The following is a 25,662-nucleotide window of genomic DNA, read 5'->3' on the forward strand; positions in this document are numbered from 1 at the left end:
ATTCCGCGTTGACCGATGGTGGGCAACGCGATGGGGAGAGGCCCGGCAAGTTGCCGATTCCGGTCGGCCGGCGCCGGGTCCGCCCGCACACTGAAGATTCGCCCTGCGCACGGTAGGTCCTCATGCACTTTCGAGTTCTCGGCCCGTTGGAGGTCGTGTCCGGCACCGGTCAGGTGACCCGGGTGGAGAGCGGCCTGCGCCGGCTGCTGCTCACGGCGCTGCTGTCGGAGGCGAACCGACCGCTGAGCGACGAGGAGCTCGTCTCGGCGCTATGGGGTGACGACTGGGATACCCGCGCGACCGACGTCGTCCGTGGCCTGCGCGAGCAGGTGCACCGGCTGCGGAAGCTGCTGCGCGCGGCGTCCGGCGACGATGTCCGGCCCGTCGAGCGGGTGCACAACGCCTACGTGCTCACCGTCGGGCCAGACGAGCTCGACGAGCTCGTGTGTGTGCGCCTGATGGAGCAGGCACAGCGCCTGGTGAAGACCGACCCGCTGGCCGCCGCGGAGCGCGCCGACCGGGCCCTCGGGCTGTGGCGCGGCACGCCACTGGCAGGGCTCGACGCGCGGCCGTTCGTCGTCCGGTACCAGCGGCGCCTGAACGAGCTGCGGCTCACCACAGTCAAGAAGCGGGCCGAGGCCTACCTCGTCTCCGGCCGGCCGGGCCCGCTGCTGACGGATCTTCCGGCCGTCCTGGCCGAGTTCCCGGACGACGAGAGCCTGCGGTCGGGGCTGTCGCTGGCGCTCTACCGCGACGGCCGGCGCGACGAGGCGCTGCGGGTCTGCCGCGACGGCCTGGCCCGGCTCGACCGGCGCGGCCTGATCTCCGAGGATCTCCGCGAGCTGGAGCACGCGATCCTCAACGACGCGGACCGCCTGCGCTGGACGCCCCCGCGGGTCACCGCGCCGACGGGCGAGCAGGGCATCTCCGTGCCGGTCCCGGCGCAGCTGCCAGCCGGGCCGCGGCACTTCACCGGCCGGCGCGCCGAGAGCGAGCGGCTGCTGCGGCTGCTGGAGGCCGCCGCCCGGCCGGACTCGGGCCCGGTCGTCGCGACGATCACCGGCCGGCCCGGCGTCGGCAAGACCGCGCTCGCGCTGTACGTCGCCCACCGCGCCCGCGTCGACGGTGGCCAGTTTTCGCACGGCGCGCTGTTCGCGAACCTTCGCCCACCGTCGCCGTCGTCGCCGCTCGGGGAGGCGGCGGACCCGTCGTATGTCCTGGGCGGCTTCCTCATGGCACTGGGCACACCGCGCGACCGCATCCCGGACGACCTGGCCAGCCGCGAGGCGCTCTACCGCTCCGCGCTGGACGGCCGGCGGATGCTCGTCCTGCTCGACAACGCCGTCAACGAGGACCAGGTCCGGCCGCTGCTGCCTGGCTCGGCGACCTGCGCGGTCGTGGTGACCAGCGCCCGCGCGCTCACCGGCCTGGACGCCGACGAGATCCGGCTCGACTCCCTCGACGCCGACGACTCGCTCGCCCTGCTGGCCGAGATCGCCGGCCGTGCCCGTGCCTACGCCGAGGCCGACGAGGCCCGGGAGATCGTGCGGCTCTGCGGCCACCTGCCCATCGCCATCCGCAATGCGGCCGCGTGGCTGACGCGCCGACCGGACCTGGCCCTCAGCCGGATGCGCCAGGAGCTGACGAACGCTCCGCTGACGGTGCTGCGAACCGGCGACCTGGAGGTGCCGCGCAGCTTCGCGCTCAGCTACCGTGAGCTCTCGGCGGAGGCCCGCCGCGCCTTCCAGCTGCTGTCCATCCCCGGCTGTGAGGAGGTCGGGCAGCTCGACGCGATGGCGCTCACGGGCTTCGACTGGGCCACCACCGAGAAAGTCCTCGACGAGCTCGTGGCGGCGCATCTCATCGATCAGGTGACGGACAACGCGGGCACCGAGTCCCGGTTCCGGTTTCACGACCTTCTCCGCCTCTACGCCCGCGAGCCTCTGGACGTGCGCGACGTCGCGGGCCGCGACGCCCGCGACAGAGATCGACGGGCTGCGCTCAGCCGGCTGCTGGAGACGACGCTGGCCGCGGCGGAACGAGCCGCCACCCTGTTGCACCCGGGCAACACGCGGTTCGTGCAGCGGGTCGGCGAGCCGCCTTGGGCGCCGGATCCGCTGGCCGTCGCAAGGGTGGTCGTCGAGCCGAACACCTGGTTCGCTCGGCGCCGGGCCGACCTGGTGATGCTTGTCGACCAGGCAGGGGCGGCGGGTTACGACGAGCTGACCTGGCTACTCGCCTTCGCGCTCGTCGACTTCTTCGAGGCGACGGGTGGTTGGAGCGACTGGCGACGGACGCAGGAATCGGCTCTGGCCGCGGCGCGCCGACGCGAGTCGGGACCGGCGGAGGCCAACGCCGTCCGGCTGCTCGGCCGGCTGGACCGGCTGCGCGGCAACCACCGCGCGGCGAGGCAGTCGCTGAAGGGGAGTCTGGAGCAGTTCCGGGCGTTGCGGCACCCCCTCGGCGAGGCCTCGGTGCAGCGCAATCTCGCCGAGCTCCACCTCGACGAGGGGATGCCGGAGAAGGTCATCGAACGCGCCGAACGCAGCCGGCTCCTCTACCTGGAGCATCAGCAGCAGTTCGGGGTGGCCCGGGCGCTGGACACCGCGGGCCGTGGGCATTTGCAGGCCGGCCGGGTGGCCGAGGCGCTCACCCGGTTCCAGGCCGCGGTCGCCGCGTTCGCGAAGGAGGGGAACGTTCTGGCGGACCGGCAGACCAGCATGGCGCTGGGCGAGGCCTTTCTGCACGCCGGACGAATAGAGGACGCCCGGCAGATCCTCACCGAGGTCGAGCGCTACTTCGAGACAGAACGGCATCCGCTCGACCAGGCGCGCGCCCTGTTGCTGTTGGCCGAGTCGCACGGGCGGGCCGGCAACGACCAGGAGGCGTTCACTACCTACGACAAGTGCATCGCCATCTACCAGGCCCGGCGGGACAACGTCGGACAGGCGCGCTGCCTGGCGCAACGCGGTCGCCTGCTGGCCTGGGAGGGTGACACCGAGGCCGCGCGTGCCTCCTGGCGGCAGGCGCTCGCTCTGCTGCGCGACCGGGACCAGGCGGTCCGCGACGAGCTGCGGCGCTGGCTCGCCGGTGACGGCCCCGGCCCCCGGCGCGGTGCCATGGGCCGCCGGGTGCACGCGGCGTTCGACCACGACGGTTTCAGCGAGGCCGTCGCGGCCAGCGCCTACCTGATACGGATCATGGCCACCTGGAGCCAGATGCTCGACCTTCCGCACCAGGCGGGCTTCCTCGACGCGCTGCGGGCCGCACTCGAAAACGGTGCGCACGCCGAGATCCTGCTGCTCGATCCCGACTCACGGCATGCCGACGACCGCACCAGCGACCTGGGAGGACGGTACGACGTCGGCGCGCTGGTTCGCGCGAACCTGAAGGCGCTCGGGGCGTTCACGGACTCGCTGCCGGCGCCGTCCCGGCGGCGGTTGGTGGTGCGGCTCTATGACCGACCGCCCAAGATCGCTTTCTACCGTTCGGACGAGACGATGCTGGCGGCCTGGCTCACGCCAGGGCAGTCCGCGAGCGGCGGCCGCCAGTACGAGATCGGTCTCGACTCTGACCTCGCCCAGTTCATCGAGCAGCAGTTCGAGGAGACGTGGAACGTCAGCCAGCCACCCGACCTGGTGTCCTGACCGGCGCGGTGTCCTAGACCGCCGCGGTGAGCTGGCCAGTGCGGTGAGCTGGCGGCCGGGCACGGCCGGCCGGCGGCGTCAGCCGACCGGCGTGGCCTCGGCGGCGTCATGGCCCGGTTCGCGACGCCGCGACCAGACGCGGATCAGGCACCGGCCCGGTCGCGCCGCGGGCGGGTCGCGGAACGCGGTGCGGGCGTGCACCACGGTCCGGTCGTCGAGCAGCAGGCAATCGCCGGGCCGGAGCGTGAGCCTGAGCTGAAGGTCCTCCCGGGCCAGGGTCGCGTCCATGAGGTCGAGCGCGTGCAGCTGCGCCGCAGTCAGCGGCTGGTCCAGGTCTCGCGCCGCGGTCTCGATGCGAAAGCGGTTGCAGCGGACCGTGAACCAGTCGCCGTCGACCTGGAAGACCGGTCCGACGGTGTGATCGGGCTTGTCGGCAGGCAGGCTGTCGCTCGACCGGTTGAACGGGAAGTCGCCTTGAAGAACGCGGGCCGCCGCCGGATCGGCCTGAAGAATCTCCTCCCAGACGGCCCGGGCGCTGACGAGAATGGTCTCCCCGCCGGACTCGGCCGGCGAAACGGCGAGCATCAGCAGATAGTCGATGGGCTTCGACGAGACCCAGCGCGGCGCGGCGTCGTTGTGCAGGTCGAGCCGTTCTCTGCTCTTCGAGCTGCTGGCCACCCTGGAGGCGATCATGCCAATCTCCATGCCGATCACCTGGCCCTCGTCACGGACGAGGTAGTTCCGGTTCCCGTCCCAGTCCTGCGGCTGGACGGTGCCGAACTCCCCCGCGACCGCCAGCGCCAGCCGGGTGGCACCGGCCAGGTCGCCGTCGTCCACGGGCAGACCGGTGAGCAGCGCGATCCCCGGGCCGTCGAGCCAGCGCCACACGTCCTTGTCGATCCGGCCACCCGGGCCGGGCCAGGGGAACCGCCAGCACCGTCGGCAGATGTCCTGGGTGCGCCACGCGGACGGTGGCACCCTGCCGTCGCAGGAACACCGGCGCTCGACCATCGTCTGCCGCCTCGGCCTCGGTGGAGTGAGGCCTTCGTTGTACCGCGCCGGCCTGCGGGTGTTGACAAGGGCACGCAGGGCTTCCGCCCCTGCTCACTGCCCGAATCCGGCTTGGCCGCGCGGAGCCCCCTTTTTCGCCCCCCGCTTCTCGTCCCCGGTGGACCGCGAGGGGTGCGCGGCTGGTCGGCCGTTGACCCAGAACAACGCGACCGTTTCCGCTGTGTCGGATCCGTGGACCTCGACCGGACTGATCCCGACGCCCACTGGCGATCACACTGGGTGTTCACCCGCCGTCGGGCGGCCACCGGAACGCGCGCATGTGCGCCGTCATCATGCGACTCTCGAAGTCGAGAACCTGCTCTGCGGCCGCGACCTGGGAGGTCCTAGCCACGGATACGTCGCCCGCGGGCCTGGCCGCAGAGACACCGCCATCCCACCGTCGAGGTCCGGAGGTCCTCCGCCGGCCGGGCGCCGCGCGCTGGGCCTGCGCACGCGAGGGAGTGGATTCGTGACCTTGGAAGACAGCCGGGTGAACGGCGCGCCGGCCGGCCTGACCGGGGATACGGCGGACCTACTCCAGCAGATGATCCGGAATGAATGCGTCAACGACGGTACGAAGGCCTCCGGGCACGAGTTCCGGAACGCACAGACACTCGCCGCCTATCTGGGCGACACCGGCTTTGACGTCGCCCGTTTCGAGCCCGCCCCGGGTCGCGAGTCGCTGGTCGCGCGCATCGAGGGAACGGATCCATCCGCGCCCGCCCTGTGCCTGATGGGGCACATCGACGTCGTCCCCGTCGACCCGGCCGGCTGGACCAGGGACCCCTTCGCCGGAGAACGGGTGGGCGACGAGATATGGGGACGCGGCGCCGTCGACATGCTGAACCTGACCGCCTCTATGGCGGTCGCCTTCCGGCAGCTGGCGCTCCACGGGCCTCGGTTCGCCGGCGACCTGGTCTTCTTCGCCGCCGCCGACGAGGAGTCCGGCGGCGAGCACGGCATCCGCTGGCTGGCGAAGAACGAGCCGGACGCGATCCGCGCCGACTACGTCCTGACCGAGAACGGCGGCCTGCACAACGGCGCGCACGTCGGCGTCAAGGTCGCCGAGAAGGGGGTCGCCTGGCACCGGCTGCGAGTCCGCGGAACGGCCGGCCACGGGGCGCGGCCCTGGCGGGCCGACAACGCGCTCGCCCGCGCCGCGCAGATCATCCAACGTCTCACCGACTACCGGCCGGCCCCCCGCCTGGACGACCTGTGGCGCCTGAAGGTGGCCACCCTTGACGTTCCGGACGACCTTCGCGCCGCGCTGCTCGACCCGGCCCGCCTGGACGACTGCCTGGGCACCATGCCGAACAAGAACCTGGCCGCGTACCTGCATGCCTGCACGCACACGACGTTCTCCTGCAACGTCGTGTCCGGGCCCATGAAGACGAACGTGATACCGGGAACGGTCGACCTCGACGTCGACGTCCGCAGCCTGCCCGGCGAGGACGCCGACGAGGTCCGCGCCCATCTGGTGGCCGCCCTCGGCGACCTGCTCGACGACGTGGACGTCGACATTTTTCTGCACCAGCCGGCGAACGCGAGCCCCACCGCGACGCCCCTGTGGGACAGCCTCCAACGCGCGGTCAACCAGCGCTTCCCTGCTTCGCGGATCGGCCCGGAGCTCGCGGTGGGGCTGACCGATGCCCGGATCTACCGCGACCTGGGTGCGGTCGCGTACGGCGCGGGGCTGTTCAGCCCCACGCTCGACCCGAGCGACTACGCGCGCCGCTTCCACGGCGACGACGAACGCATCGACCTGGAATCCCTGGCGCTGAGCACCAGATTCTGGATCGACGTGGTCAGCGACTTCCTGGGCTGAGCCGCCGTCCTGCCCGCGGCACCAGAGAGCGCATGTGCGGACCGAGTCCTGCCGGTCCGTGCCTCAGAGTCCGGGAGGAATCTCTCGGAACGGGGCGCTGTGGCCCAGGCGAACCAGGACCGGCAGCGCCGGAATGACTCGGACCGCTTGCTGACGAGCAGCGTCGCGGCGGGCGGTACGGTCTGCGCATGTCCGACGCCGTCACCCGCCGAACGATCAGCCCTGACAGCATGGCGCCTCCGGCGGCCCGCTATGCGCACGCGGTCCTCGTCGAGAACGCCAGCCGGTGGCTGCACACCTCCGGAGTCGTGCCGGTGGCACCGGACGGTTCGGTACCGGACGGGGTGCCGGCCCAGGCGAGCCTGGTGTGGGACAACATCGCCGCGATACTGACCGAGGCCGACATGACGGCCGAGGACGTCGTCGGCATCACCACCTACCTGGTCGTCACCGCGATGACGCCCGGGCTGGCGCAGGCCATGGCGGCACGCGACGCATTCCTCGGCGGCCGCCGGGTCGCCAGCACGCTGGTGACCGTCCCGGCGCTGGCCCAGCCGTCCTGGCTGCTCGAGATCGCGGTCGTCGCCGCGGCGTGAGCGGGCACAGGCGGACCACGACCCCGAACCGGCAGCGGAGGAGACGACGGAGGTCAGGCAAACGGCCCGCAGACACCCACGGTCTGTTTGAATGAGCTTGCAGTGACATGGCCGGCCGCGTTCTTCCAGGTGAAGTAGGCCGTATAGTTGATCTTGATCGTTCGGACGGTGTCCGGGCAGGTGGTCTCAGGGGTGAAGTAGATATCCAGCGCGCTCGCCCAGCCGTCGTAGTCAGTGAAGGTTCTGGTGCCGCCACTCGCCGCAGGAACGGTGATCTTACTGAAGGCGACCCAGTAGTTGGCGTCGTCCTTGGCATTGTCGGTGATGTCCGCCTTGAAGCGCACCTTGCGGCTGCCGTCCGCGGCGACCCGCTGGTGGACCTCGACGCAGCGGATAACGGCCTTACCTTGGCAGTAGCGGCTGTAGATGAAGTCCGCCCGCGCCTCTCCTGGCGCGATGGTCATCAAAGCGGTAGTCGCGATACCGACCAGGACCAGGAGCATCGAGACTTCGGCACGCCGTAAACGCAATCGAGCAGTCATATGGCCTCCTCCACGACTGATTCCTGAATGGCGCCAGTGTGGCACCGTTTTCCGGTGTCGCTTGGGGACCCCTCCTCATCCGCAGCGGCCCTGATCACACCAGCGCCCGGCGACGGACAGCAGCGCGCAGCCGGTCGAGGGGCGCTTGGTGAGCTGTTCGCCGTTCTGATCAGTGGCCGGCACGTGCGCCGCGATCGGCGGCACGGTTGCTGGTTGGATACGCTCATGCGAGTCGGCATCCACCTTCCCCAGTACGGCAGCGTCGCGGGGCCCACGGCGATCGCCCGTGCGGCGCGGCACGCAGAAGAGCTGGGCTTCGCCGATGTCTGGGTGAGTGACCACACCGTCCATCCGGCGGCGCTGAGCTACCCGTCGCCGTACCTCTACGACCCGCTGTTGACGCTGACCTGGGCGGCGGCGTGCACCGAGCGGGTGGGACTTGTGGGGTTCCAGAACTCGGCCACCTGCGTTGAGCTGGGGTTTTATGCGACTCGTTCGTACTCGCCGATCAGGCCGCCCAGGACGGGCCGGCGCTTGATCCGTTCGGTGGTCAGGTCGGCGATGGGGTGGTCGGGTCGTGGTGGCCGGAGATCGCGGCTGCGGTGGGGCCGTCGTCCGTTGTAGTGCCGCATGTATTCGGCCAGGACGGCCCGCAGGTGCCGTTCGCTGAAGATCAGCAGGCGGTCGGTGACCTCGGCCCGGATGGTGCGGACAAACCGTTCCGCGTAGGCATTTGCTCGGGGAGCTTGAGGCGGGATCTTGACCGCGGTGATGCCCGCGTCGGCGAGGACTGCGTCGAACGAGGCGGTGAACTGCCCGGCGCGGTCGCGGACCAGGAACCGGAACTCCGCCGCCCGATCCCCGAGATCCATGAGGACATTGCGGATCTGCTGGGTGGTCCAGGCTCCGTCTGGGTGGGCGGTGACGCCGACGAAGTGGACGTAGCGGGCGCCGACCTCCATGACGAAGAAGCAGTACAGACGGCGCAGCGTCACGGCGCAGTCCACGTGGAAGAAGTCAACGGCCAGCATTGTCGATGCCTGGGTGCGCAGGAACTGCCGCCACGTCGCGTCGGTCTGACGTTGAGGTGCTGGGGGGAGCCCGAGGGACTTCAGGACGCGGCGGATCGTGGACGCGCTGACCCGGTGGCCGAGCTTGAGCAGCTCGCCCTGGATCCTCTTGTATCCCCACGTCCTGTTCTCGGTCGCGAGCCGTTCGATCAGCGCGGCGATCTCCGGGTCGACCGGCGGTCGTCCGGTCCGGTGCGCGTAGGTCCACTTCCTGGTGACCAGGCGTCGATGCCACCGTAGAACGGTGCCAGGGGTGATCAACCGGTGCAGGCGCAGCCTTCGCGGCAGGAGCCGGATCAGCGCGGCGAGCACGGCCCGGTCTGCCCAGTCCCATCTCGGCCGCGGCCGGGTACGGCGCAGCACTGCGACCTCGTGTCGAAGGACGAGCAACTCGATGTCCTTGGACGCCGACGAACGGCCCAGCAGTACCAGCCAGCTGCACATCTGGGCGAAGGTCAGGTAGAGCAGGCGTACGGCCATAGTTGACCATCATGCCGACGGCCGGGCTGTCGCATCGTCCCAGCTCGCGAGCCCAGGCCGACTTCTGGCACCCAACAGGTGGGGCGACCGCGAACTCCGCTTCGAGTACGCCTGATCGATGGGGGTGCCCAACAGCTGCGCGAGAATCGGCGTTAGAGGTTCGTCATTCGGGATGGCTCCGGCGCAGGCGAACCGAGGGCCCGCTGCATACCCAGAATGACTGACGTCTCTGTCTGGCCGTTGGCGCGGGGTGGAATCTCCGGACTCGCCCAGGCGGGTCAATGCTCGGCGAAGCGCCTAGGGGAGCCCGGCTTCGTAGGCGGCGATCACGAGATGGACCCGGTCGCGAGCGCCCATCTTCGCGAGGATGCGGCCCACGTGAGTCTTGGCGGTCAGCGGGCTGACGACCAGCTCGTCCGCGATCTCCTGGTTGCTTCGGCCCGCGGCGACCAGCCGAAGCACCTCGCGTTCGCGCGCCGTCAGGCTAGCCAGCCGCTCGGGCGCAGGCGCGTCCGGGTGACTCAGCGCACGGGTGATGACCGCACTGGTCGCGCCGGGCGACAGCAGCGCCTCCCCCGCCGCGATGGTGCGGATGGCGTCCAGCAGCGCGTCCGGACGGGTGTCTTTGGGCAGGAATCCGCACGCCCCCGCGCGAAGGCCGCGCAGTACGTTGGTGTCTGTCTCGAACGTGGTCAGGATCAGCACCTTGCTGCCGCTCGCTCCGTCGTCAGCGAAGATCTGCCGAGTCGCCTCGATGCCGTCGGTGCTTGGCATCCTGATGTCCATCAAGATGACGTCGGGGCGCAGGTCCCGGGTCAGCGTCACCGCCTCGTCGCCCGTGCCGGCCTCCCCGACAACCTCCATGTCATCAGCGGAGTTGACCAGCAGTGCGAACGCGCCGCGCACCAGAGTCTGGTCGTCGGCGAGCAGGACCCGGATCACGATGGCACCCGCCAGATCTCCGGGAGCGGCAGGCTGGCCCATACCTCGAATCCTCCGGACTCGCCCGGGCCGGCGGACAATTCGCCACCGACGGCCTGTGCTCGCCCTGTCATCCCGGCGATTCCGAAGCCGGGTGTCACGGTTGAGCTCGGTCGCGCGGGCCCGTGATCGACGACCGCGATCCGCAGCCGGTGGCCGTTCTGGTCGAGCCGGACGGTCGCGTGCTTGGCCGTCGAGTGTCGAATGACATTGGTGAGCGACTCCTGGATGATCCGATAGGCCACGACGGACACCGTCGACGGTAACTCGTCCGGGAGCCCGTCAGCCTCCACGTCGACTCGGACATCAGCCGCCTCGGCCATCTCCACCAGACGCTGCAGCTCGCCGAGGTGGGGCGCTGGCTCGGTTGGCTCGGCCTCGCCACCATGCAGCACGTCCAGAACGGCACGCAGCTCATGGAGCGTGGCCCGGCTCGTGTCCGACAGGTTATGCAGCGTGCTGGACAGCTCCCGCAGCGACGCATCCCCGCGCCTCGGCAGCTGGTCGATCAGGTGCGCAGCGACGGACGCCTGGACGTTCGCGACCGCGAGGCCGTGCGCTAGGACGTCGTGCAGCTCGGCAGCGATCAGGACCCGCTCCTCGGCGACCCGCCGCTCGACCTCGTCGGCACGCTCCTGCTCGAGCCGCGCGGTGACGGCGGCCTTCCAGTTTTCATGGAAGCGGACCGCCAGCCCGGCAAAGAAGGCCATGAACAGCCAGCCGACGCCGAGGAGAGCATCGTCAGGTGCCCCCGACGCCTCGTCGGCGAGGACCGGCACGGTCACCGCGGCCACCGCCAGCAGGGCGGCGGCGGCCCGCCGCGGTGGCTCGCTGCAGCGCGCCGCCGTGAACGCCGCCACAAGTGAGGCCGGCATCGTGGCCTCATGGGGATAGTCGAGGATGTGGTACGGCATCGACACGGCGAGGACCGCGAGGACGACGAGGATCGGCCAGCGCCGGCGGGCCAGTAACGGCGCCGACATCGCGCCCAGGAGCGCGATCGCCCACAGATCTACGCTTCGCTCGCCGTCGAAATCGACCGCCTCGAGCGTGATCGCGACGACGACGCCGAGCACGAACGACGCCGCCGCCGCCAGCCGATCGGCGACTGGCGGACGGAGCGCCATCATCGTTCACACAGGGTCATCGACACAGTCCTATGCCGCGCGCCAGAGCTTGCTGGGCCACCAGATCCGCGAACCCAGCGACATTGTCAGTGCAGGAACCACGATGGTCCGCACCAGCAAGGTGTCGATGAGCACGCCGACAGCGACCAGTATCCCAATCTCGACGAGCATGACGAGCGGCAGCGTGGCGAGCACCGCGAACGTCGCCGCCAGCACGACGCCGGCCGAGGTGATAACGCCGCCGGTCACCGCGAGGCCACGCTTCGTGCCATCGACAGTGCCGTGCCGGGCGGCTTCCTCACGTACCCGGGTCATCAAGAAGATGTTGTAGTCGACACCGAGTGCGACCAGGAAAAGGAACCCGATCAGGGGCACCGACGGCTCCAACCCGGCGAAACCGAGCACCTGGTCAAACAACAGGTTGCACAGTCCGAGGGCTCCGAAGAACGACACCACGACGGTGGCGACCAATACCAGCGGAGCCACGATCGCCCGCAGCAGTAGCCCGAGGATGGCGAGCACCACCAGCAGGATCAGCGGCATCACCAGATTGCGGTCGCTTTTGTTGGTCTCGGCCTCGTCAAGCCTTTCGGCACTCGGCCCGCCGACCAGCACGGCCTCACCGGCGACCTGGTGCACGTGCTCCCGCAGCCGCTTGATCGTTGCCGTCTCACCCGCGCTTTCTGGCGAGTCGACCGGGATCACGGAGATCTCCACCCAGTCGTCGCTGGCCCGGCCGATCTTGGCTTCGGCAACCCCCGGCGTACTTTCGACGGCGGCCAGGACCTCGCGGCTCTGGTCCGGCCGACTCATCACGGTGAGCGGCTGACCGCTCTGGTCGGGGTACCGGGCCTCGATCAGCTTCGCCCCGGTCACCGACTCCGGTGTCGAACGGGCGAACTGGTCCAGCTGCGGAAGCGAGCCGCTGGCACCCACTGTGCCCAGCGCGAGACCGCCCAGGATCATCAGCGGCACCGCCCAGCTGACGACGCGGCGGCGCGCAACCAGCTCGCCAAGCCGAGCCCACCGAGAACCAGATGCGTGTGCCTCAACCCCGACTCGCGGCACGAACGGCCAAAAGACCCGGCGCCCGAGCACCACCAGCAGGGCCGGGAAAAGCGTCAGCATGACGAGTAGCGCGGACCCGATGCCCGCCGCACCCACCGGGCCGAGACCGCTGGTGCTGTTGAGATCCGCGGCCAACAGGCACAACAGGCCGGCTACCACCGTCGCTGCCGAAGCGAGGATTGCCGGGCCGGCCCCACGCAGCGCCGCCAGCATCGCGTCGATCGGCCGCTCGTAGTGATGCAGCTCCTCGCGGTAGCGAGACACGAGAAGCAAGGCGTAGTCAGTGCCCGCGCCGAAGACCAGGACGATCAGCAGCGCCGAACTCATGCTCGTCACGGTGAAGTCAAAGACCTGGGTGAGCGCGTAAACAACACCCATCGACATGATCGCCGCGACCCCGACCGCCGTGAGCGGGACCAGCCACAGCAGCGGACTGCGGTACGTCAGGATCAGCAGGACCGCCACCACTATGGCAGTAGCGAGCAACAACGTCGAGTCGACGGCATCGAAGACCTCGTCCATGTCGGACCCTAGCGCGGTCGGACCGGCGACATATGCGTTCAGACCGTCCGGCCGGTCGGCGAGAAGGTCACGCGCATCCGCGGTCGCGCCAGCCTTCTCGCCGATCGCCTCGCGGTCGAGCGGCAGCGTGTACATCAGGGCCGTGCCGTCGTCGGAGTCGACGATCTGGGGCGGCGCGTCGGTGTCGTTGCCGAATCGCTCCGCCAGCTCGCTCTGGCCGCGTACGACCGCCTCCCGATCGCCCGGTTGGAGGCCGTCGGGTCGTTCGTACACGACCACGAGCAGGCCGTTCTCACCGCCGGGCAGCTCGGCCTCGGCCTGGAGCGCCTTCGTCGACTGGGCGCTGGCCGGCAGGTAGTCGGCCTGGCCATCGCGGGTCACCGAGTCGAGCTTGCCGGCGAGTGAGTAGCCGCCCACCACCAGCCCGATCCACACAGCCAGCATGAGCCACGGCAGCACGGTCTTGGTCCGTGATCTCTTCGGTCTGGTATCGGCACCGGAATGGTCGGGCGCCCGTAGTTCAGAAGCCATGGCGATCACGCTGCCAAGCCGGCGCGGCTGACGCGTCTGGCCACGGCAGACACTTCGCCGTACTCCGCGCGGAGTACGGCGGCGGCTGGGGCAGACGGCTAGGGCGGCGATCAGAATAGAGAGGGGCGTCGCAGCGCTACCTCACTCAACCAGCACTAACTACAATCCGTCACGACCCGCCGTGACGGACGGTTACGTCCCGACGTGACAGAGAGTGAAGAAATCTGGGCCCGCCTCACCAAAAACGATCATGCCTCATGACACGGTTGTGCGGAATGAGCACACAATGAGCACACATCGACGATCATCGATACGAAAAGACTAGATCAGAATCGCAAACCCGCAGGTCAGCGGGATGTCGATTGAGCCGACGAGGGGACTCGAACCCCTAACCGCCCGTTACAAGTCGGGCGGATTGTGGATACGAACCTTCAGGTTCGGGAAGTGCCGCCGACCGGCCGGCGGCCATCCGAGACTGCTCGCTGGCAGCCATTGGGTGCCCGATGACGGCTGTTACGGAACGTGGTAGACCGATATGGGACGCGATGACCATGAGTGAGCGGCGTCTATCAGCTGCCAGCGGGCAGATCCAGATCTCGTTCTCACTTGCAAAGCCAAGGGTGGCGGCCGTCGGCACAGCGCGCCGGCGCCGCGCGCAGGTGGCTGCGTGGCGGGACGTCGGGTCCTGGCCGTGCGTGGCGTGTGCGACGCTCCGCGATCACCAATCCGCTGAGCCCGTGGGCGTGACATGCTTTGCGATTGCGATATGGAGTCGCGTACGGCCCAGGCGGAGAACCCGCCGCGCCTGGTGGATGTCTGCCCCGATCTTATCGGGGACATCGTCGCTCTGCTACGGGCGGTGTCTCCCGATGATCCGGTCGCCGACTCGATCGCGGGCCTGCCCTTTCACGGGGTCCGCGACGGCTACGTACTCACCGCTCCGCTGGGGTCGCCCACTCCGACGGTCATCGACGTCGGGCAGGGAGACGAGGTGACCTTCCTGCTGGGGTTCGATCCTTCCCGCTCGCTGGTCACCTGTATCGATGTCCTCGATGGCCGCGAACTCCCCGACCACCGAGAACAGGCGATCTAGAGCACCAGCGACGCCGGCCCGGTGGCCGCATGTGCGGCGCAGGCAGGCGCCAGCCGCCGCCGGCACCGGTCGCGTATCGGCGCAGGCCGCGCTTGACGCCGCGGGCCCTGCACCGCCACCGAGGGCGCTCAGCCTGGTAGGCGCAGGCCGGGTGGGCAGTCGCCGGAGATGGATGGGGTGAGGACCGGTGCCGGCGTCGGCGCCGGGCCACCACGGCCGGGATCAAGGACGACCTGGAACAAGGGCGCCCGGATCTTCCCGATGTGAGCTTCTGGGCCGAACTGCGCGTAGACATTGACACCGGAAGGCCACGTTTTCGTGTGGGGCCAACTCGACGGGACAATCTTTGTCCCGTAAGCAGAATAACTCGGCGGTTCACATTTGAGGTCGACCATATTGACGCCCTGTCTGGTGAGCCGCGTCAACAAGGCGGTCATTTCCTCGAAAGGGTCTTTACCGGCCGGGATCTGCACGACGACGGTGACCTGCGCCGGAGTGATCCCGGAGCCCAGGCTCTCGAGACGTATAACCTGCGTAGCGCCGGGAACAACGGGCTCTGTGTATATCGGGTCCTTTTTAAGGTCGGCAAGCTTTGCCCTTTCCATCGCACTGGGCTTCTCGACCGGCACGACGGTGCAGCCGGCGGCCGCGAAGGCGACCGCCAGAGCCAACAGAACGGACGAGTAGTACCCGCCGCCGAAGCTCGGGCGGCTGCCGCCTCGGCCGGTATGGAACCTGGTCCGGCACGCAGTTTTTCCAGGTGGTCTGGCCGGTGATCGCGAGGGGTGGTTCTTGGACGTGCGCATCGTCATAGGGCCGAGTTGACGAGCGATGCGAACGCTCCGTGGCCAGTGGCATCCGGGTGGATTGTACCTTTCCCCAGGAAGGTGATGGCCATGATCCATTCCTGCGAATGGTCGGGGACGCATGCCTCGTGGGCTGGCGGGCCCGCGAAGGTGCTCGCCGGGTTGACGAAGAGGGCGCCGGCGTTGGCGTCCGTCACAGCCTGCTGGGTTACCGAGTTGAGGCGGTCGGTCATCTGAGCGAACCACTGCCACATCTCATAGGTCGTGAGGCTACAGGCAACGTCGGCACCGAGCACTTGTCCGGTCGTCATGGGTGTGGATATCGGAGAACGATGATCTGGGCGTTGGGCGCTCCAGGCCCAGGTCAAGCTCACCCCGCCTGGCCGCGAGCCGCTGATACGCGGCCGCCTTCAACGCCTCCACCCCGGCGGTGACGGCGGCAGCGAGCCGGGAGGCCCTTGCGCACGCCCCTCGAAGATCATCTATGGCGGCCGCTCCCCGCGCATGCCGGCGGAAGTTTGATCTGAAGGTGATCTGAACTCTCAGCGCCGTCACCCTGAAGGTGCAGGTAGACGGCTGATCGGATCACGTTCAGATCACCTTCAGACACGTTGTCGCCCAATGGAGCCGTGCTTCCTACGGCGACGTCATCACAAGTCCGGCCCCGCTCGCTGCTCAGCGACAAGGCTGCGTCGGACGGTGCGCTGCATCTTCAGAACGTTGCGCCGCCTAAGCAACACGCCACCGTCCGGTACATCGCCCGCTCCGTCGGGAGGCAGAAGCCCTGCCGCCGCGGTCCTCCTGCCGACCGCCGAGACGACCCGGGCCGACCTGTCGGCACGCCGTCGAGAACCGCGCCCGATCGTGTCCGCCACGGCCCGCCCGACCGGAGCGATTATCGCAGCGGACCAACTGACGTGTCGAAGCCGACGGGGTTCCCGAAGCTGCTTGACAGCAAATAATAGGACGAGCATAAATCGCTCAGGAATCATGCATTCCCCGCGTGGTCCAAATAGCAAAGCGGTCCGACCATGATTTTTAGACGTCGGACGACCTTCATACCGCGGCTCTCCTACTGCCATCGCTTCGAGCAATGGCCGTGCCCAGAAAGGTAGACATCGACAACGTGGAAATCCAGACAGAAAGGCGCTGCGGCTGCCGAGACGCCGAGACCGGCAAGCAGCTCGGCAAGCGCTGCCCGAAACTCAAGGGCCGAAAGCCACACGGAAAGTGGTCGTGGCGGCTGCGAGTACCAGACGAACTTGTGCCGCTCGTTGGGAAGACACAGCTACGCGGCTCGGGATTCGAGAGCGCCGACGCAGCCAAAAAAGACGCAGAAACGCAGCTGTCGAACGTACGGGCCGGACGCAAACACCTCGGTAGTCTGACCACCGGCGACTACCTCGACCAGTGGCTGGCCGGCAAACGACGGCTACGTCCCACCACACGGCGAAGCTACGAGACTCACATCCGGATCTACCTTCGCCCCCTGCTCGGCTCGGTTCCCCTCGCCGGACTCGACAAGACCCACATCGACGCCGCCTACCGGCGGATCGAGGCAAACGGCGCTGGCAAGACCCGGCCAGCCGGCCCAGCGACCATCGCGCGGATCCACGCCACCCTACGCGCCGCGCTGAACGACGCGGTGAAGAACCGGCGCCTCGACTTCAACCCGGCAGCCGGCGTCGAACTGCCCGAACACCAACCGCCCGACCTCGAACCCTGGGAAGCACGCGACATCGGCCGATTCCTCGACCAGGCAGCCAAAGACCGCCTCGGCCCGATGTACGAGCTGATGGCGCTCGCCGGCCTGCGCCGCGGTGAAGCCTGCGGAGCCACCTGGGACGGCCTGGACGAGACGACCGGCGTCCTCGTCATCCGCCAACAGATCGTCGAGTACGGCGGCACGTTCGCGGTCTGGCCACCCAAGACCAGATCCGGCCGGCGAAAGGTCGACCTCGACGCCACCCTGCTCGGCTCACTCGCCCTGCACCGGCTCGCCCAGGACGCCGGACGCCAACTGATCGGCGACGCCTGGGTCAACGGCGTCCTGCCCGACCAGCACGGCAAACCGGTCACCCTCTCAGGACTGATCTTCACCAAGCCAGAGGGCGGACACCTGGACCCGCAGTACGTCAGCAACCACATGCAGATCATCGCCCGCAACGTCGGCCTATGCGCCACCGTGTCCGCGGACGCACCGGCAGGGTCCCTGACGGTCGACGTCGGGCGCCGCCACACGGCCCCCGAGCGGACGTGGACGGTCTACCGCGACCGCGAACCGATCGGCCAGGTCACCGTGACCCGATGCGCCCGCCGCCGCGGCTCGGGCGCGACGCTCACCTTGTCCACCAGGCTCGGCCTCGACCTACGCAAGGGCGACGAACTCGGCGAAGACCTCCTGTCCCGCCGCCGGCTGCACGATTGTGCCGACCTTCGCGTTGTGCCGACGGGGTCGAGCATGTCGCTGGCAGCGTGATGACTCGCTCGTGCTATGTCGGCACAACGATTCCCCGATGATGGTTGTTTGATCATAGTTTCCCCGTGTCCTGACATCGAGTTCAGGGAGGGGAGATGGCTGGTCCTGGGAGTCGGGTGAGCCGGGTGCTGATGCGGGGGTCACTGGTACCGCACGCCGAGGAGTTCAGGGGCGAGTTGCTGGGGCGGGGCTACACGCCGCTGACGGCGGTGAACCAGTTACGGCAGGTCGGACGGTTGAGCTGCTGGCTCGAGGAACGCGCGCTCGAGGCGTGCGACCTCGACGAGGAGCGCATCGGCCAGTTCCTGGCGTTCCAGCGGGACGCCGGGCGGCATAGGGCGGGGTGGTCCCGTCCTGGCCTGATGTGCCTGCTGGAGATGCTGCGCCGCACCGGGGTGACGCCGCCCGCGGGGCCGGCGGCGCGGCCGGCCTCGGCGACGGATGTGCTGGTCGCCTCGTTCGAGGGATACCTCGCCAGCGAGCGGGGGCTGGCCGCCGGCACGATCGAGGGTTATGGCGGGCACGCGCGCCGGTTCCTGGAGGCGTTCACGCCCCCGGGCGGCCTCGCGGCGCTCAGCGCGCGGCAGGTGACGGCCGCGGTGCTCACGGAGTCCGCCCGGGTGGGAGCGAGCGCGACGCGGTTCTACCTCGTCGGCCTGCGGTCGTTCCTGCGTTTCTGCTTCGCCGAGGGGCTGGTGCCGGTCGATCTGTCGGCCGCCGCGCTGGCGATGACCGGGCGGCGCCGCGCGCTGCTGCCCCGCGGGATCACCCAGGACGCGGCTGCGGCGCTGCTGGAGGGCTGCGACCGGTCGGCTCCGCTCGGCCTGCGCGACCACGCCATCGTGATCACCTTGCTGCGTCTCGGCCTGCGCGCCGGCGAGGTGGCCGCCCTGAGACTCGACGACCTCGACTGGCGGGATGGGCAGATCACCGTGACGAGCAAGGGCGGCCGGTGCGACCTGCTTCCGTTGCCGGCCGACGTCGGCGCGGCACTCGCCTCCTACCTGCGGCACGGCCGGCCAGCGAGCACCAGCCGGGCGGTGTTCCTGACGGCGCGGGCGCCCTACGCCCCGATCGCGCCGGGCACCGTGGCCTCGACGGTGCGCCGCGCCTGCCGGCCGCGGGGATCGACGAGATCGGGCCGCACCGGCTGCGCCACACCGTGGCCTGCGAGATGGTCCTCGCCGGTGTTCCCTTGGTGGCCACCGCGCAGGTGCTGCGCCACCGATCTCTGCAAACCACCGCTCTCTACGCCCGCGCCGACGTCGGACAACTGCGTGCTCTGGCGCTTGCCTGGCCCGGGGCGGAGGCGGACCGGTGACCGCGCTGGCCGGCCAGGTCGAGGACTACCTACGGCTGCGCCGGGCCCTCGGCTACCGGCTCGAGCGCGAGGAACGGTGGCTTACCGACTTCTGCTCCTATCTTCAGGTGGCGGGCACGACGACCATCGGCAGCCGCCTCGCGATCGAGTGGGCGAAGCTGCCCGCCGGGGCGTCACCGGCGCACTGGGCCCAGCGCCTGGGCGTGGTCCACCGGTTCGCGATCTGGCTGCACACCCTCGACCCGGCAACCGAGATCCCGCCGACCGGCGTGTTCCCCGCCCGGCGCCACCGCGCCACCCCCTACCTGTTCACCGACGACCAGATCCGCGACCTGCTGGCGCGGGCTCGGGCGCTGCACCCGCCGCTGCGGGCCGCGAGCCTGCACACCCTGCTTGGACTGCTCGCGGTCTCGGGCATGCGCATCGGCGAAGCGGTCACGCTGCGACGTGACGACCTCGACCTGGACACCGGGCTGATCACGATCCGTCTGGCCAAGCACGACCGCGAGCGGCTCGTGCCGCTGCACCCGACTGCCACCGCGGCGCTGCGCCGCTACGCGGCCGAACGCGACCGGCTCTGTCCCCGGCCACGCGCCGAGACGTTCTTCCTGTCGAGCACCGGCGGCAGGCTCGACCGCAGCGACGTGGGCAGGGCGTTCCGAAGGATCACCACCGAGGCCGGCATTCGCGATGAAACAACACATCCGCGCATACATGACCTCAGACATGGTTTTGCCCTCCAGACCCTGATCCGCTGGACCCGGGCCGGGCTGAGTGTCGACGCGAACATTGCCGTGCTGTCGACCTACCTCGGCCACGTCGCCCCGTCCGACACCTACTGGTACCTGTCGGCAGCGCCGGAACTGATGGAACTCGCCGCCCAGCGGCTCGCCACCCGACCGCGCCACACCGCAGGAGGGGCACAGTGACCACGCTCGCACCGGCCCTCCAGGGCTTCTTCACCGAACGGCTCATCGCGCAGCGCGCCGCCAGCCCGAACACGATCGCCAACTACCGGCAGACGTTCCGCCTCCTGCTGACCTTCGCCTCCACCCGCCGCGCCACGACGCCCAGCCAACTGGCCGTCACCGACCTCGATGCGCCCATGGTCTCGGCGTTCCTGTCCCACCTTGAACGCGACCGCGGCAACAGCCCGGCGACTCGCAACAACCGGCTCGCCGCGATCCACTCGCTGTTCGGCTACATCGCCCTGACCCAGCCCGAGCATGCCGCGACCGCCCAGCGGGTCCTCGCGATCCCGACAAAACAGGCCGAGCGGACCATCGTCACCTACCTCACCGAACATGAAGCGAACGCCCTACTGGCCGCCTGCGACCAGCGCACCTGGACCAGCCGGCGCGACCACGCCATGTTCGCGCTCGCCATGCAGGCAGGGCTGCGGATCTCCGAGCTCGCCGCACTGACCCGCCAGGACATCACCCTGACCACCGGCGCCAACGTCCATACCATCGGCAAAGGACGCAAGGAACGCCGCACCCCGCTCGTCCCCGTCACGAAGGCCGTGCTCAAGGCCTGGCTCGCCGAACGGCCAGGTGCCCCCGGTGACCCGCTGTTCCCGACCACCACCGGCAGACACCTCAGCCGTGACGCGATCGAACGCCGCCTCGCCCGCGCCGTCACCACCGCCGCCACGACCTGCCCGTCGCTGCGCACGAAGCACGTCACCATGCACACGCTGCGGCACACCGCCGCCATGCGACTGCTCGAAGCCGGCAACGACATCACCGTCATCGCGTTGTGGCTGGGACACGAGCAGCTCGCCACGACGAACATCTACCTGCACGCCGACATGGCGCTCAAACAGCAGGCGATCGACAAGGCCAACCCACCCGCCGCCACGCCCGGCCGTTACCAGCCGCCCGACCCGCTGCTCGCTTTCCTCGAGGCCCTCTGATTACACCGACACGGCGCGGGCCCGCGACCCCCTGACCATCGGGACGCGCGCCTGCGTCGGCACAACGCGAAGGTCGGCACAATCATGGTTGCGCCGACGTCGGCGCAACCACGACCTGCGGCACTCCTCCGCGTCGATCCAGCTCGACCAGGGCATCGACATCACCCTGGTCTCCAAACGGCTCGGCCACTCGTCCACGACGATCACCGGCACCCTGTACGCCCACCTGCTGCGATCCACCGGCCAACGGGCCGCCGAAACGGTGGCGAACGCGATCCCACGCCGCACGCAAGATCACGCCCACATCGCGCCCACAACGATCACTAACGAAAAAGACCGGCTCTAGGCCGGTCAGTTCCCGCAGGTCACAGGCCTGCAAACGGGTGCGCCGCCAGGGACTTGAACCCCGAACCCGCGGATTAAGAGTCCGCTGCTCTGCCAATTGAGCTAGCGGCGCATGTTCCTCGGTCTTACTTCTTGCTGCTGGCCTTGCCGTCAGGCGCGCCTCCGCGTCGACGTGGACGACTGTACCAGCTCGCAGGACGGACGGGTGGGCCGGGGCCCTCTCATCGAGCAAGGCCCATCGTCGATCTGCGCCGGTAAGTCCTGCCCATCACCACCTCCACAACCTCGGGCCAACCCAGGCCAATCCGCACCTGACCGTCCGTCAGGCTCGCGGCGTCCCGCCCCCGGCGCCGACCCGCGCTCGACCATGAAGGCGGCCACCGCCGCGGCCTCATAGGGCCGCAGCCCTGGGGCGATCAACACAGACAGCGCGATCGTCAGCATATGTTGACGACGATTTTTCGTCAGCATATGCTGACGAAATGCCAACCGCCGATCTTGACGCTGAGCTCGATGCCGGTCTCGGTGATGCCGTGCGAGCGGTGGACCCCGATACCGGGCTGCGGGCCGTAGCCCGTCTCCGTCGGCTCGTGGAGCAGTTGGAAGCCGAGCAGGTCGCGGCCGCTCGGCGGGCGGGCTGGTCGTGGCGAGAGATCGCTGTCCGGCTCGGCGTCACGAAACAGACCGTGCACCGCAAGTACCACCGGACTGACGAAAGCTGAGGGGGGCCGATGTTCAGCGGCGACCATCCGGAACTGAGCCGAGCGGTGGGCCGGGCCATGGCACTGGCCCGTGGCCTTGGGCATGCCCGCGTGGGCAGCGAGCACCTGCTGCTCGCGCTCGCGACGGGCGACGGTGCCGTTTCCGCCGTGCTGGTCAGGCACGGCACGTCGGCGGCCGTGCTGCGGGAAGCCGTCCTGGTGGCCGCGCCCGCCGGGGCTGGAGTGGCAGTTGATCGGGACACCCTGGCCACGCTCGGCGTGGATGTCGACGGTCTGCTTCGCCTTGCGGGGACGGGGGTGCGGTCGCTGGATCGACCGCCCCTACGCGAGCCGCTGCTTCCGTTGGGCGCGGCCGCGGCAAGGCGGCGCTGCGCCCGGATGAGCCCGCCGCTGGGCCTCGACGCGCAGGCAGCCTACGAGGCGTCGCTCCGCCTGGCACTCGCCCGCCGCGAACGCGCGCACCGGCCCGAGCACCTGGCCCTCGCGCTCGGCGCGCTGGACCCCGGTGCCGCGTGGGTGCTCGCGAGCGCGGGCATCGACAGGCACGCCCTTGTCGCCGACCTGGCAGCCACCTTCCCTCCGCCGCGCCGCAACGCCCTGTTCCGCGCCGAACGCCAGCTCGGGCGCCGAACCCGCGGCCATGACCTCATCCGGAGATATGAGCGCACCACGGGACGTACGGCCACGGCGGGCGGCACCGTCGCCGTGCTCATCGACGCCTGACCTTGCCACCGGGCGCCGGCTCACGCGCGGCGGACTCGGCCACCGGGGTCTCACCGCGGAGAATGGTGAGGGCACAGCCGACGACCGCGGAACCACGGAGGACGATGAGCCGCCACCGCTTCCTTGACCACCCCGGGCCGATCCCGTTGGCGCACCGGGGCGGGGCTGGGCCGTGGCCGGAGAACTCATGGCCGGCGTTCGAGAACGCCGTCGCGCTCGGGTACCGCTATCTGGAGACCGACGTCCGTGTGACCCGTGACGGGACGGCCATGGTCCTGCACGACTCGACCCTGGAACGGGTGGCGGACCGGCCCGGCCGGCTCGCCGACCTGCCCCTGGCCGAGGCCAGCCGCGTCCGCCTGCGCCGTCCGTCCATAACGCCCACAACCTCGGAAACGCCGTCCTCGTCGCCGTCGGCGCCCGGCCAGGCCGTTCCCCACCTCTCCTCCGCTTCCCCCTCCGGCGGTTCGGCGGTCGACCGCGCCCAGGCTGGCGGCCCGGCCGGCAACCCGACTGACAACCCGGGCGCCGACCGCATCGGCGGCGCCGAGGTTCGTTCGAAGAGCGCCTGGGCGAGTTCGGACGAAGGGGAACCGATCCCACGGCTGGACGAGTTGCTGGACCGCTGGCCGGAGGTTCGGCTGAACCTCGACGTCAAGGAGCCGGCCGCGCTCGAGCCGATGCTCGCGGCGCTGCGCCGGGCGAACGCACTGGACCGCGTCTGCGTCACCTCGTTCGACGACGCGGTCGCCCGCGAGGCGCGCCGGCTGGCCGGGCCGGGGCTGTGTGTCGGAGCGGGGCTGTCCGCGATCGCCGTCGCCCGCCTGTGCAGCGTCCTCCCCCCATGGCTGAGCCTCGCCAGACGAGGCTGGCGACGGCCCGCGGGCGGCAGCGGCAGCCTTCGCCTGAACGGCGACCGCGGCGACAACGGCGACGCCCATGGTCATGGTGTGAGCCAGGCCGGACCGCGGGCGAACAGCGTGTTGGACGCCGAGACGCGCGACGATGCCCGGCCCGCGGTCGTGAGATCGGAAGATCTTGCCTGCGCCGCCGCCGGTCAGCGCGGCGACATGTCCAACCGCGATGCATCGAACGGTGACGCGGCCCTGGTGCCGGCCCAGGCCACTGGGGCGACGAACAGGCAGCCACGGCGGCCTCGCGGTCTGATCGGGCGCGACGTCGTGCAGGTGCCGGTGGCGTTCCGGGCGCTCCCGGTGTGCGACGCACGGTTCGTGCGCTACATGAACACGCTCGGTCTGCCGGTCCACGTCTGGACGGTCAACGACGAGGCGTCGATGTCCATGCTGCTCGAACTCGGCGTCGACGGAATCATCACCGACCGGCCGGAGCTGCTGCGTGACGTTCTGCGCCGCCACAACCTGTGGTCGACCGCCTGACCTGACATCGCCGCACGGGACTCGTCGGTGCCGTCCCGCGCTGGGACGCCCGTTCACCGGGAGGCTGGGACGTCCGTCCACCAGGTGGCGGCGTCACACGCCAGTCGGGTCACCGTCAGCCGGGCGAGCGCCGTCACCGCCGTCACCGTCACCGTCGTCGCCGCCGTTCCGTTCGGTGGCGAGGGAGGCCGCGATGCCGTCGATGAGCCAGGTCAGGCCGTCGGTGAAACGACGGTCGGCGGCGGCGGTCTCGGCCTCGTGGGCGTGGATCACCGAATCGATCCCGAAGTCGGCGATGTGCGGGTACTCGCCGGTCTCGACCAGCCGGCGCAGGTAGCCCTCGGCCGCCCGGAGCCGCGAGACGTGCTCAGCTCCGACGCCGCCGGCCGTCCCCGCGTCGTCGCCCGTCTCGTCGCCATGGGACGTCGGCAGACCGGCCAGCTCGCGGACAACCTGGCCGACCGTGTAGGTGTCCACAGCGACCATGATCGCGATCTTTTGTTCCCTGCCGACGTCCAGCCTGGAGAGGGCGGCGAGCGACTGGTCGAAGTGGCGCAGCGCGTTCGGACCGATCGCGGCGCGCTTCGGGACCACCGACAGCATCCATGGATATCGCCGCGCCGCGGCGCGGGTGTGATGAGCGATCATCCGCAGCGCCTCCCGCCAGTCCGCCGGCAACTGGCCCGGAACCAGGGTCGCCCCCGCCGCCTCGTTGACCATCAGGTCGATCAGGTCCTGTTTGCGGGAGAAATGCGAGTACAGGCTCATCGGCCGGGCCCGAAGCGCTCCGGCCACCCGCCGGATGGACACCGCGTCGATGCCCTCGGCGTCCGCGATCGCCATGGCGGCGGCGACGATCGCCTCCCTGGTCAGCGCCGACGACCGTTCGGCGCGCCGGGGACGCAGCCACAGCGCCTCCAGCGCTTCGGGATCGTCAGCGGACGCCGGATCCGAACGGTCCGATCCTGGCGGAGCCACCGGTCCGGTCGGATAGGCGGGGGCATCTGGGGTTGTTGTCCCACGGCGGGGGCGGCCTCGCCAGCCCAGCAGGCCGAAGGCATCCCCCGTGCTCGCGCGTCGCCCTTCCAGGGGGCCGGCGGGCCCCACAGCCCCTGGGTGACCGGAGGGCGTGACGTGCCCGGGGTCGCTGGACCCGGACCCGGACGAGTACGGGCCGCCAGGTGGGCCGGACCCGGTGGCGGCGACGTTCGGCGTGCGGGGCTTGTCCGCGTGGCCTCGCATCGCCCAAGGATACGGAGCTGATTGGACCCTGTCCGGAATCTGAGATCATCAGGCCACCGGCAGGCCGCGCCACGCGTCAGAGGGCGGAACGCGCGCCGGAAGCCCGCGCTCGATACGCCGTATCGAAGGCGATACACTGTATCGGTCAGCCATGGTCGCCATCCCAAGGCTGGCATCACG

21 protein-coding genes, 1 tRNA gene and 2 pseudogenes are annotated in these 25,662 nt (G+C 69.9%); 13 read left to right on the forward strand and 11 right to left on the reverse strand.

The annotated features are described in order from the left end of the window. The first annotated feature begins 122 nt into the window (after positions 1-122). Positions 123-3,647, forward strand: a complete 3,525-nt coding sequence (locus tag QOZ89_RS36920; protein WP_312628540.1) for an AfsR/SARP family transcriptional regulator — start codon at positions 123-125, stop codon at positions 3,645-3,647. A 78-nt stretch (positions 3,648-3,725) separates the two neighbouring features. Here the strand turns inward: QOZ89_RS36920 and QOZ89_RS36925 are convergent, their stop codons facing one another. Next, positions 3,726-4,658 (reverse strand): TauD/TfdA family dioxygenase, encoded by a 933-nt coding sequence (locus QOZ89_RS36925; protein ID WP_312628542.1) that lies wholly within the window; start codon positions 4,656-4,658, stop codon positions 3,726-3,728. Positions 4,659-5,166: 508 nt separating this feature from the next. Between QOZ89_RS36925 and QOZ89_RS36930 the strand changes: the two genes are divergently transcribed. Both QOZ89_RS36930 and QOZ89_RS36935 read left to right on the forward strand, forming a co-directional pair. Continuing rightward, complete coding sequence (locus tag QOZ89_RS36930) at positions 5,167-6,522, forward strand: M20/M25/M40 family metallo-hydrolase (RefSeq protein ID WP_312628544.1); 1,356 nt, start codon at positions 5,167-5,169, stop codon at positions 6,520-6,522. A gap of 188 nt (positions 6,523-6,710) precedes the next feature. Then, a complete protein-coding gene (locus QOZ89_RS36935; protein ID WP_312628546.1) occupies positions 6,711-7,118 on the forward strand; it encodes a RidA family protein in 408 nt (135 codons plus the stop codon). A 53-nt stretch (positions 7,119-7,171) separates the two neighbouring features. On the opposite strand, the gene QOZ89_RS36940 is transcribed toward QOZ89_RS36935, so the two are convergent. Further along, positions 7,172-7,660 (reverse strand): hypothetical protein, encoded by a 489-nt coding sequence (locus QOZ89_RS36940; protein WP_131804224.1) that lies wholly within the window; start codon positions 7,658-7,660, stop codon positions 7,172-7,174. Between the two features lie 309 nt (positions 7,661-7,969). On the opposite strand from QOZ89_RS36940, the pseudogene QOZ89_RS47830 reads away from it, so the two are divergent. Further along, positions 7,970-8,041, forward strand: a pseudogene (locus tag QOZ89_RS47830) (hypothetical protein); the annotation flags it as partial. 101 nt (positions 8,042-8,142) lie between these two features. Here the strand turns inward: QOZ89_RS47830 and QOZ89_RS36950 are convergent. The 4 genes from QOZ89_RS36950 to QOZ89_RS36965 form a co-directional block, all read right to left on the reverse strand. After that, positions 8,143-9,210 (reverse strand): integrase core domain-containing protein, encoded by a 1,068-nt coding sequence (locus QOZ89_RS36950; protein WP_312628551.1) that lies wholly within the window; start codon positions 9,208-9,210, stop codon positions 8,143-8,145. Positions 9,211-9,507: 297 nt separating this feature from the next. Beyond that, entirely contained in the window at positions 9,508-10,194 is a 687-nt protein-coding gene (locus QOZ89_RS36955) for a response regulator (RefSeq protein ID WP_312628552.1), read from the reverse strand. Further along, positions 10,149-11,321, reverse strand: a complete 1,173-nt coding sequence (locus QOZ89_RS36960; RefSeq protein ID WP_312628554.1) for a sensor histidine kinase — start codon at positions 11,319-11,321, stop codon at positions 10,149-10,151. The genes QOZ89_RS36955 and QOZ89_RS36960 overlap by 46 nt, the downstream gene beginning before the upstream one ends. Before the next feature lie 27 nt (positions 11,322-11,348). Further along, positions 11,349-13,367, reverse strand: a complete 2,019-nt coding sequence (locus tag QOZ89_RS36965; RefSeq protein ID WP_312628556.1) for an MMPL family transporter — start codon at positions 13,365-13,367, stop codon at positions 11,349-11,351. A gap of 838 nt (positions 13,368-14,205) precedes the next feature. Here QOZ89_RS36965 and QOZ89_RS36970 point away from each other — a divergent pair. Further along, positions 14,206-14,532: a hypothetical protein gene (locus QOZ89_RS36970; protein WP_312628558.1), complete on the forward strand. Its 327-nt coding sequence runs from the start codon at positions 14,206-14,208 to the stop codon at positions 14,530-14,532. A gap of 128 nt (positions 14,533-14,660) precedes the next feature. On the opposite strand, the gene QOZ89_RS36975 is transcribed toward QOZ89_RS36970, so the two are convergent. Both QOZ89_RS36975 and QOZ89_RS36980 read right to left on the reverse strand, forming a co-directional pair. Next, the gene (locus QOZ89_RS36975) at positions 14,661-15,203 is read right to left on the reverse strand and encodes a hypothetical protein (protein ID WP_312628560.1); all 543 of its coding nucleotides are present in this window, start codon (positions 15,201-15,203) and stop codon (positions 14,661-14,663) included. 137 nt (positions 15,204-15,340) lie between these two features. Continuing rightward, on the reverse strand, positions 15,341-15,649 hold the full coding sequence (locus tag QOZ89_RS36980; protein ID WP_312628562.1) for an SGNH/GDSL hydrolase family protein: 309 nt from the start codon (positions 15,647-15,649) through the stop codon (positions 15,341-15,343). A gap of 788 nt (positions 15,650-16,437) precedes the next feature. On the opposite strand from QOZ89_RS36980, the gene QOZ89_RS36985 reads away from it, so the two are divergent. Next, positions 16,438-17,817, forward strand: a complete 1,380-nt coding sequence (locus QOZ89_RS36985; RefSeq protein ID WP_312628564.1) for a site-specific integrase — start codon at positions 16,438-16,440, stop codon at positions 17,815-17,817. A 218-nt stretch (positions 17,818-18,035) separates the two neighbouring features. Here QOZ89_RS36985 and QOZ89_RS36990 read toward each other — a convergent pair whose 3' ends face one another. Beyond that, positions 18,036-18,341 (reverse strand): hypothetical protein, encoded by a 306-nt coding sequence (locus tag QOZ89_RS36990; protein WP_312628566.1) that lies wholly within the window; start codon positions 18,339-18,341, stop codon positions 18,036-18,038. Here QOZ89_RS36990 and QOZ89_RS47835 point away from each other — a divergent pair. The 4 genes and pseudogenes from QOZ89_RS47835 to QOZ89_RS37010 all read left to right on the forward strand — a co-directional run bounded on the left by QOZ89_RS47835 (position 18,261) and on the right by QOZ89_RS37010 (position 21,399). Next, positions 18,261-19,138, forward strand: a pseudogene (locus QOZ89_RS47835) (site-specific integrase). The gene QOZ89_RS36990 and the pseudogene QOZ89_RS47835 overlap by 81 nt on opposite strands. Continuing rightward, complete coding sequence (locus QOZ89_RS37000; protein WP_071047986.1) at positions 19,135-20,067, forward strand: tyrosine-type recombinase/integrase; 933 nt, start codon at positions 19,135-19,137, stop codon at positions 20,065-20,067. The pseudogene QOZ89_RS47835 and the gene QOZ89_RS37000 overlap by 4 nt, the downstream one beginning before the upstream one ends. Further along, a complete protein-coding gene (locus tag QOZ89_RS37005) occupies positions 20,064-21,053 on the forward strand; it encodes a tyrosine-type recombinase/integrase (RefSeq protein WP_071047985.1) in 990 nt (329 codons plus the stop codon). The genes QOZ89_RS37000 and QOZ89_RS37005 overlap by 4 nt, the downstream gene beginning before the upstream one ends. Before the next feature lie 88 nt (positions 21,054-21,141). After that, positions 21,142-21,399, forward strand: coding sequence for a tyrosine-type recombinase/integrase (locus QOZ89_RS37010; RefSeq protein ID WP_312628574.1), 258 nt, complete (start codon positions 21,142-21,144; stop codon positions 21,397-21,399). A gap of 38 nt (positions 21,400-21,437) precedes the next feature. On the opposite strand, the gene QOZ89_RS37015 is transcribed toward QOZ89_RS37010, so the two are convergent. Further along, positions 21,438-21,510 (reverse strand) — tRNA-Lys (locus QOZ89_RS37015). 541 nt (positions 21,511-22,051) lie between these two features. Here QOZ89_RS37015 and QOZ89_RS48420 point away from each other — a divergent pair. From QOZ89_RS48420 to QOZ89_RS37030, 3 genes are all read left to right on the forward strand, one after another. Beyond that, complete coding sequence (locus QOZ89_RS48420; protein ID WP_491677125.1) at positions 22,052-22,120, forward strand: hypothetical protein; 69 nt, start codon at positions 22,052-22,054, stop codon at positions 22,118-22,120. A gap of 9 nt (positions 22,121-22,129) precedes the next feature. Continuing rightward, positions 22,130-22,843: a Clp protease N-terminal domain-containing protein gene (locus tag QOZ89_RS37025; RefSeq protein ID WP_312628577.1), complete on the forward strand. Its 714-nt coding sequence runs from the start codon at positions 22,130-22,132 to the stop codon at positions 22,841-22,843. Between the two features lie 104 nt (positions 22,844-22,947). Beyond that, on the forward strand, positions 22,948-24,240 hold the full coding sequence (locus QOZ89_RS37030; protein WP_312628579.1) for a glycerophosphodiester phosphodiesterase family protein: 1,293 nt from the start codon (positions 22,948-22,950) through the stop codon (positions 24,238-24,240). A gap of 93 nt (positions 24,241-24,333) precedes the next feature. Here the strand turns inward: QOZ89_RS37030 and QOZ89_RS37035 are convergent, their stop codons facing one another. Next, positions 24,334-25,218, reverse strand: a complete 885-nt coding sequence (locus QOZ89_RS37035) for a TetR/AcrR family transcriptional regulator C-terminal domain-containing protein (protein ID WP_312628581.1) — start codon at positions 25,216-25,218, stop codon at positions 24,334-24,336. Positions 25,219-25,662: the final 444 nt, after the last annotated feature.

Source organism: Pseudofrankia coriaricola, assembly GCF_032027725.1.
Taxonomy (GTDB): domain Bacteria; phylum Actinomycetota; class Actinomycetes; order Frankiales; family Frankiaceae; genus Pseudofrankia.

What these genes read in the sequence shown, in the direction of transcription:
- QOZ89_RS36970 (WP_312628558.1), top strand. Translation starts at nt 14,206, where the DNA reads ATGGAGTCGCGTACGGCCCAGGCGGAGAACCCGCCGCGCCTGGTGGAT.
- QOZ89_RS36935 (WP_312628546.1), top strand. Translation starts at nt 6,711, where the DNA reads ATGTCCGACGCCGTCACCCGCCGAACGATCAGCCCTGACAGCATGGCG.
- QOZ89_RS36940 (WP_131804224.1), bottom strand. Translation starts at nt 7,660, where the DNA reads ATGACTGCTCGATTGCGTTTACGGCGTGCCGAAGTCTCGATGCTCCTG.
- QOZ89_RS37030 (WP_312628579.1), top strand. Translation starts at nt 22,948, where the DNA reads ATGAGCCGCCACCGCTTCCTTGACCACCCCGGGCCGATCCCGTTGGCG.
- QOZ89_RS36955 (WP_312628552.1), bottom strand. Translation starts at nt 10,194, where the DNA reads ATGGGCCAGCCTGCCGCTCCCGGAGATCTGGCGGGTGCCATCGTGATC.
- QOZ89_RS36925 (WP_312628542.1), bottom strand. Translation starts at nt 4,658, where the DNA reads ATGGTCGAGCGCCGGTGTTCCTGCGACGGCAGGGTGCCACCGTCCGCG.
- QOZ89_RS36980 (WP_312628562.1), bottom strand. Translation starts at nt 15,649, where the DNA reads ATGACGACCGGACAAGTGCTCGGTGCCGACGTTGCCTGTAGCCTCACG.
- QOZ89_RS36950 (WP_312628551.1), bottom strand. Translation starts at nt 9,210, where the DNA reads ATGGCCGTACGCCTGCTCTACCTGACCTTCGCCCAGATGTGCAGCTGG.
- QOZ89_RS37025 (WP_312628577.1), top strand. Translation starts at nt 22,130, where the DNA reads ATGTTCAGCGGCGACCATCCGGAACTGAGCCGAGCGGTGGGCCGGGCC.
- QOZ89_RS36960 (WP_312628554.1), bottom strand. Translation starts at nt 11,321, where the DNA reads ATGATGGCGCTCCGTCCGCCAGTCGCCGATCGGCTGGCGGCGGCGGCG.
- QOZ89_RS36920 (WP_312628540.1), top strand. Translation starts at nt 123, where the DNA reads ATGCACTTTCGAGTTCTCGGCCCGTTGGAGGTCGTGTCCGGCACCGGT.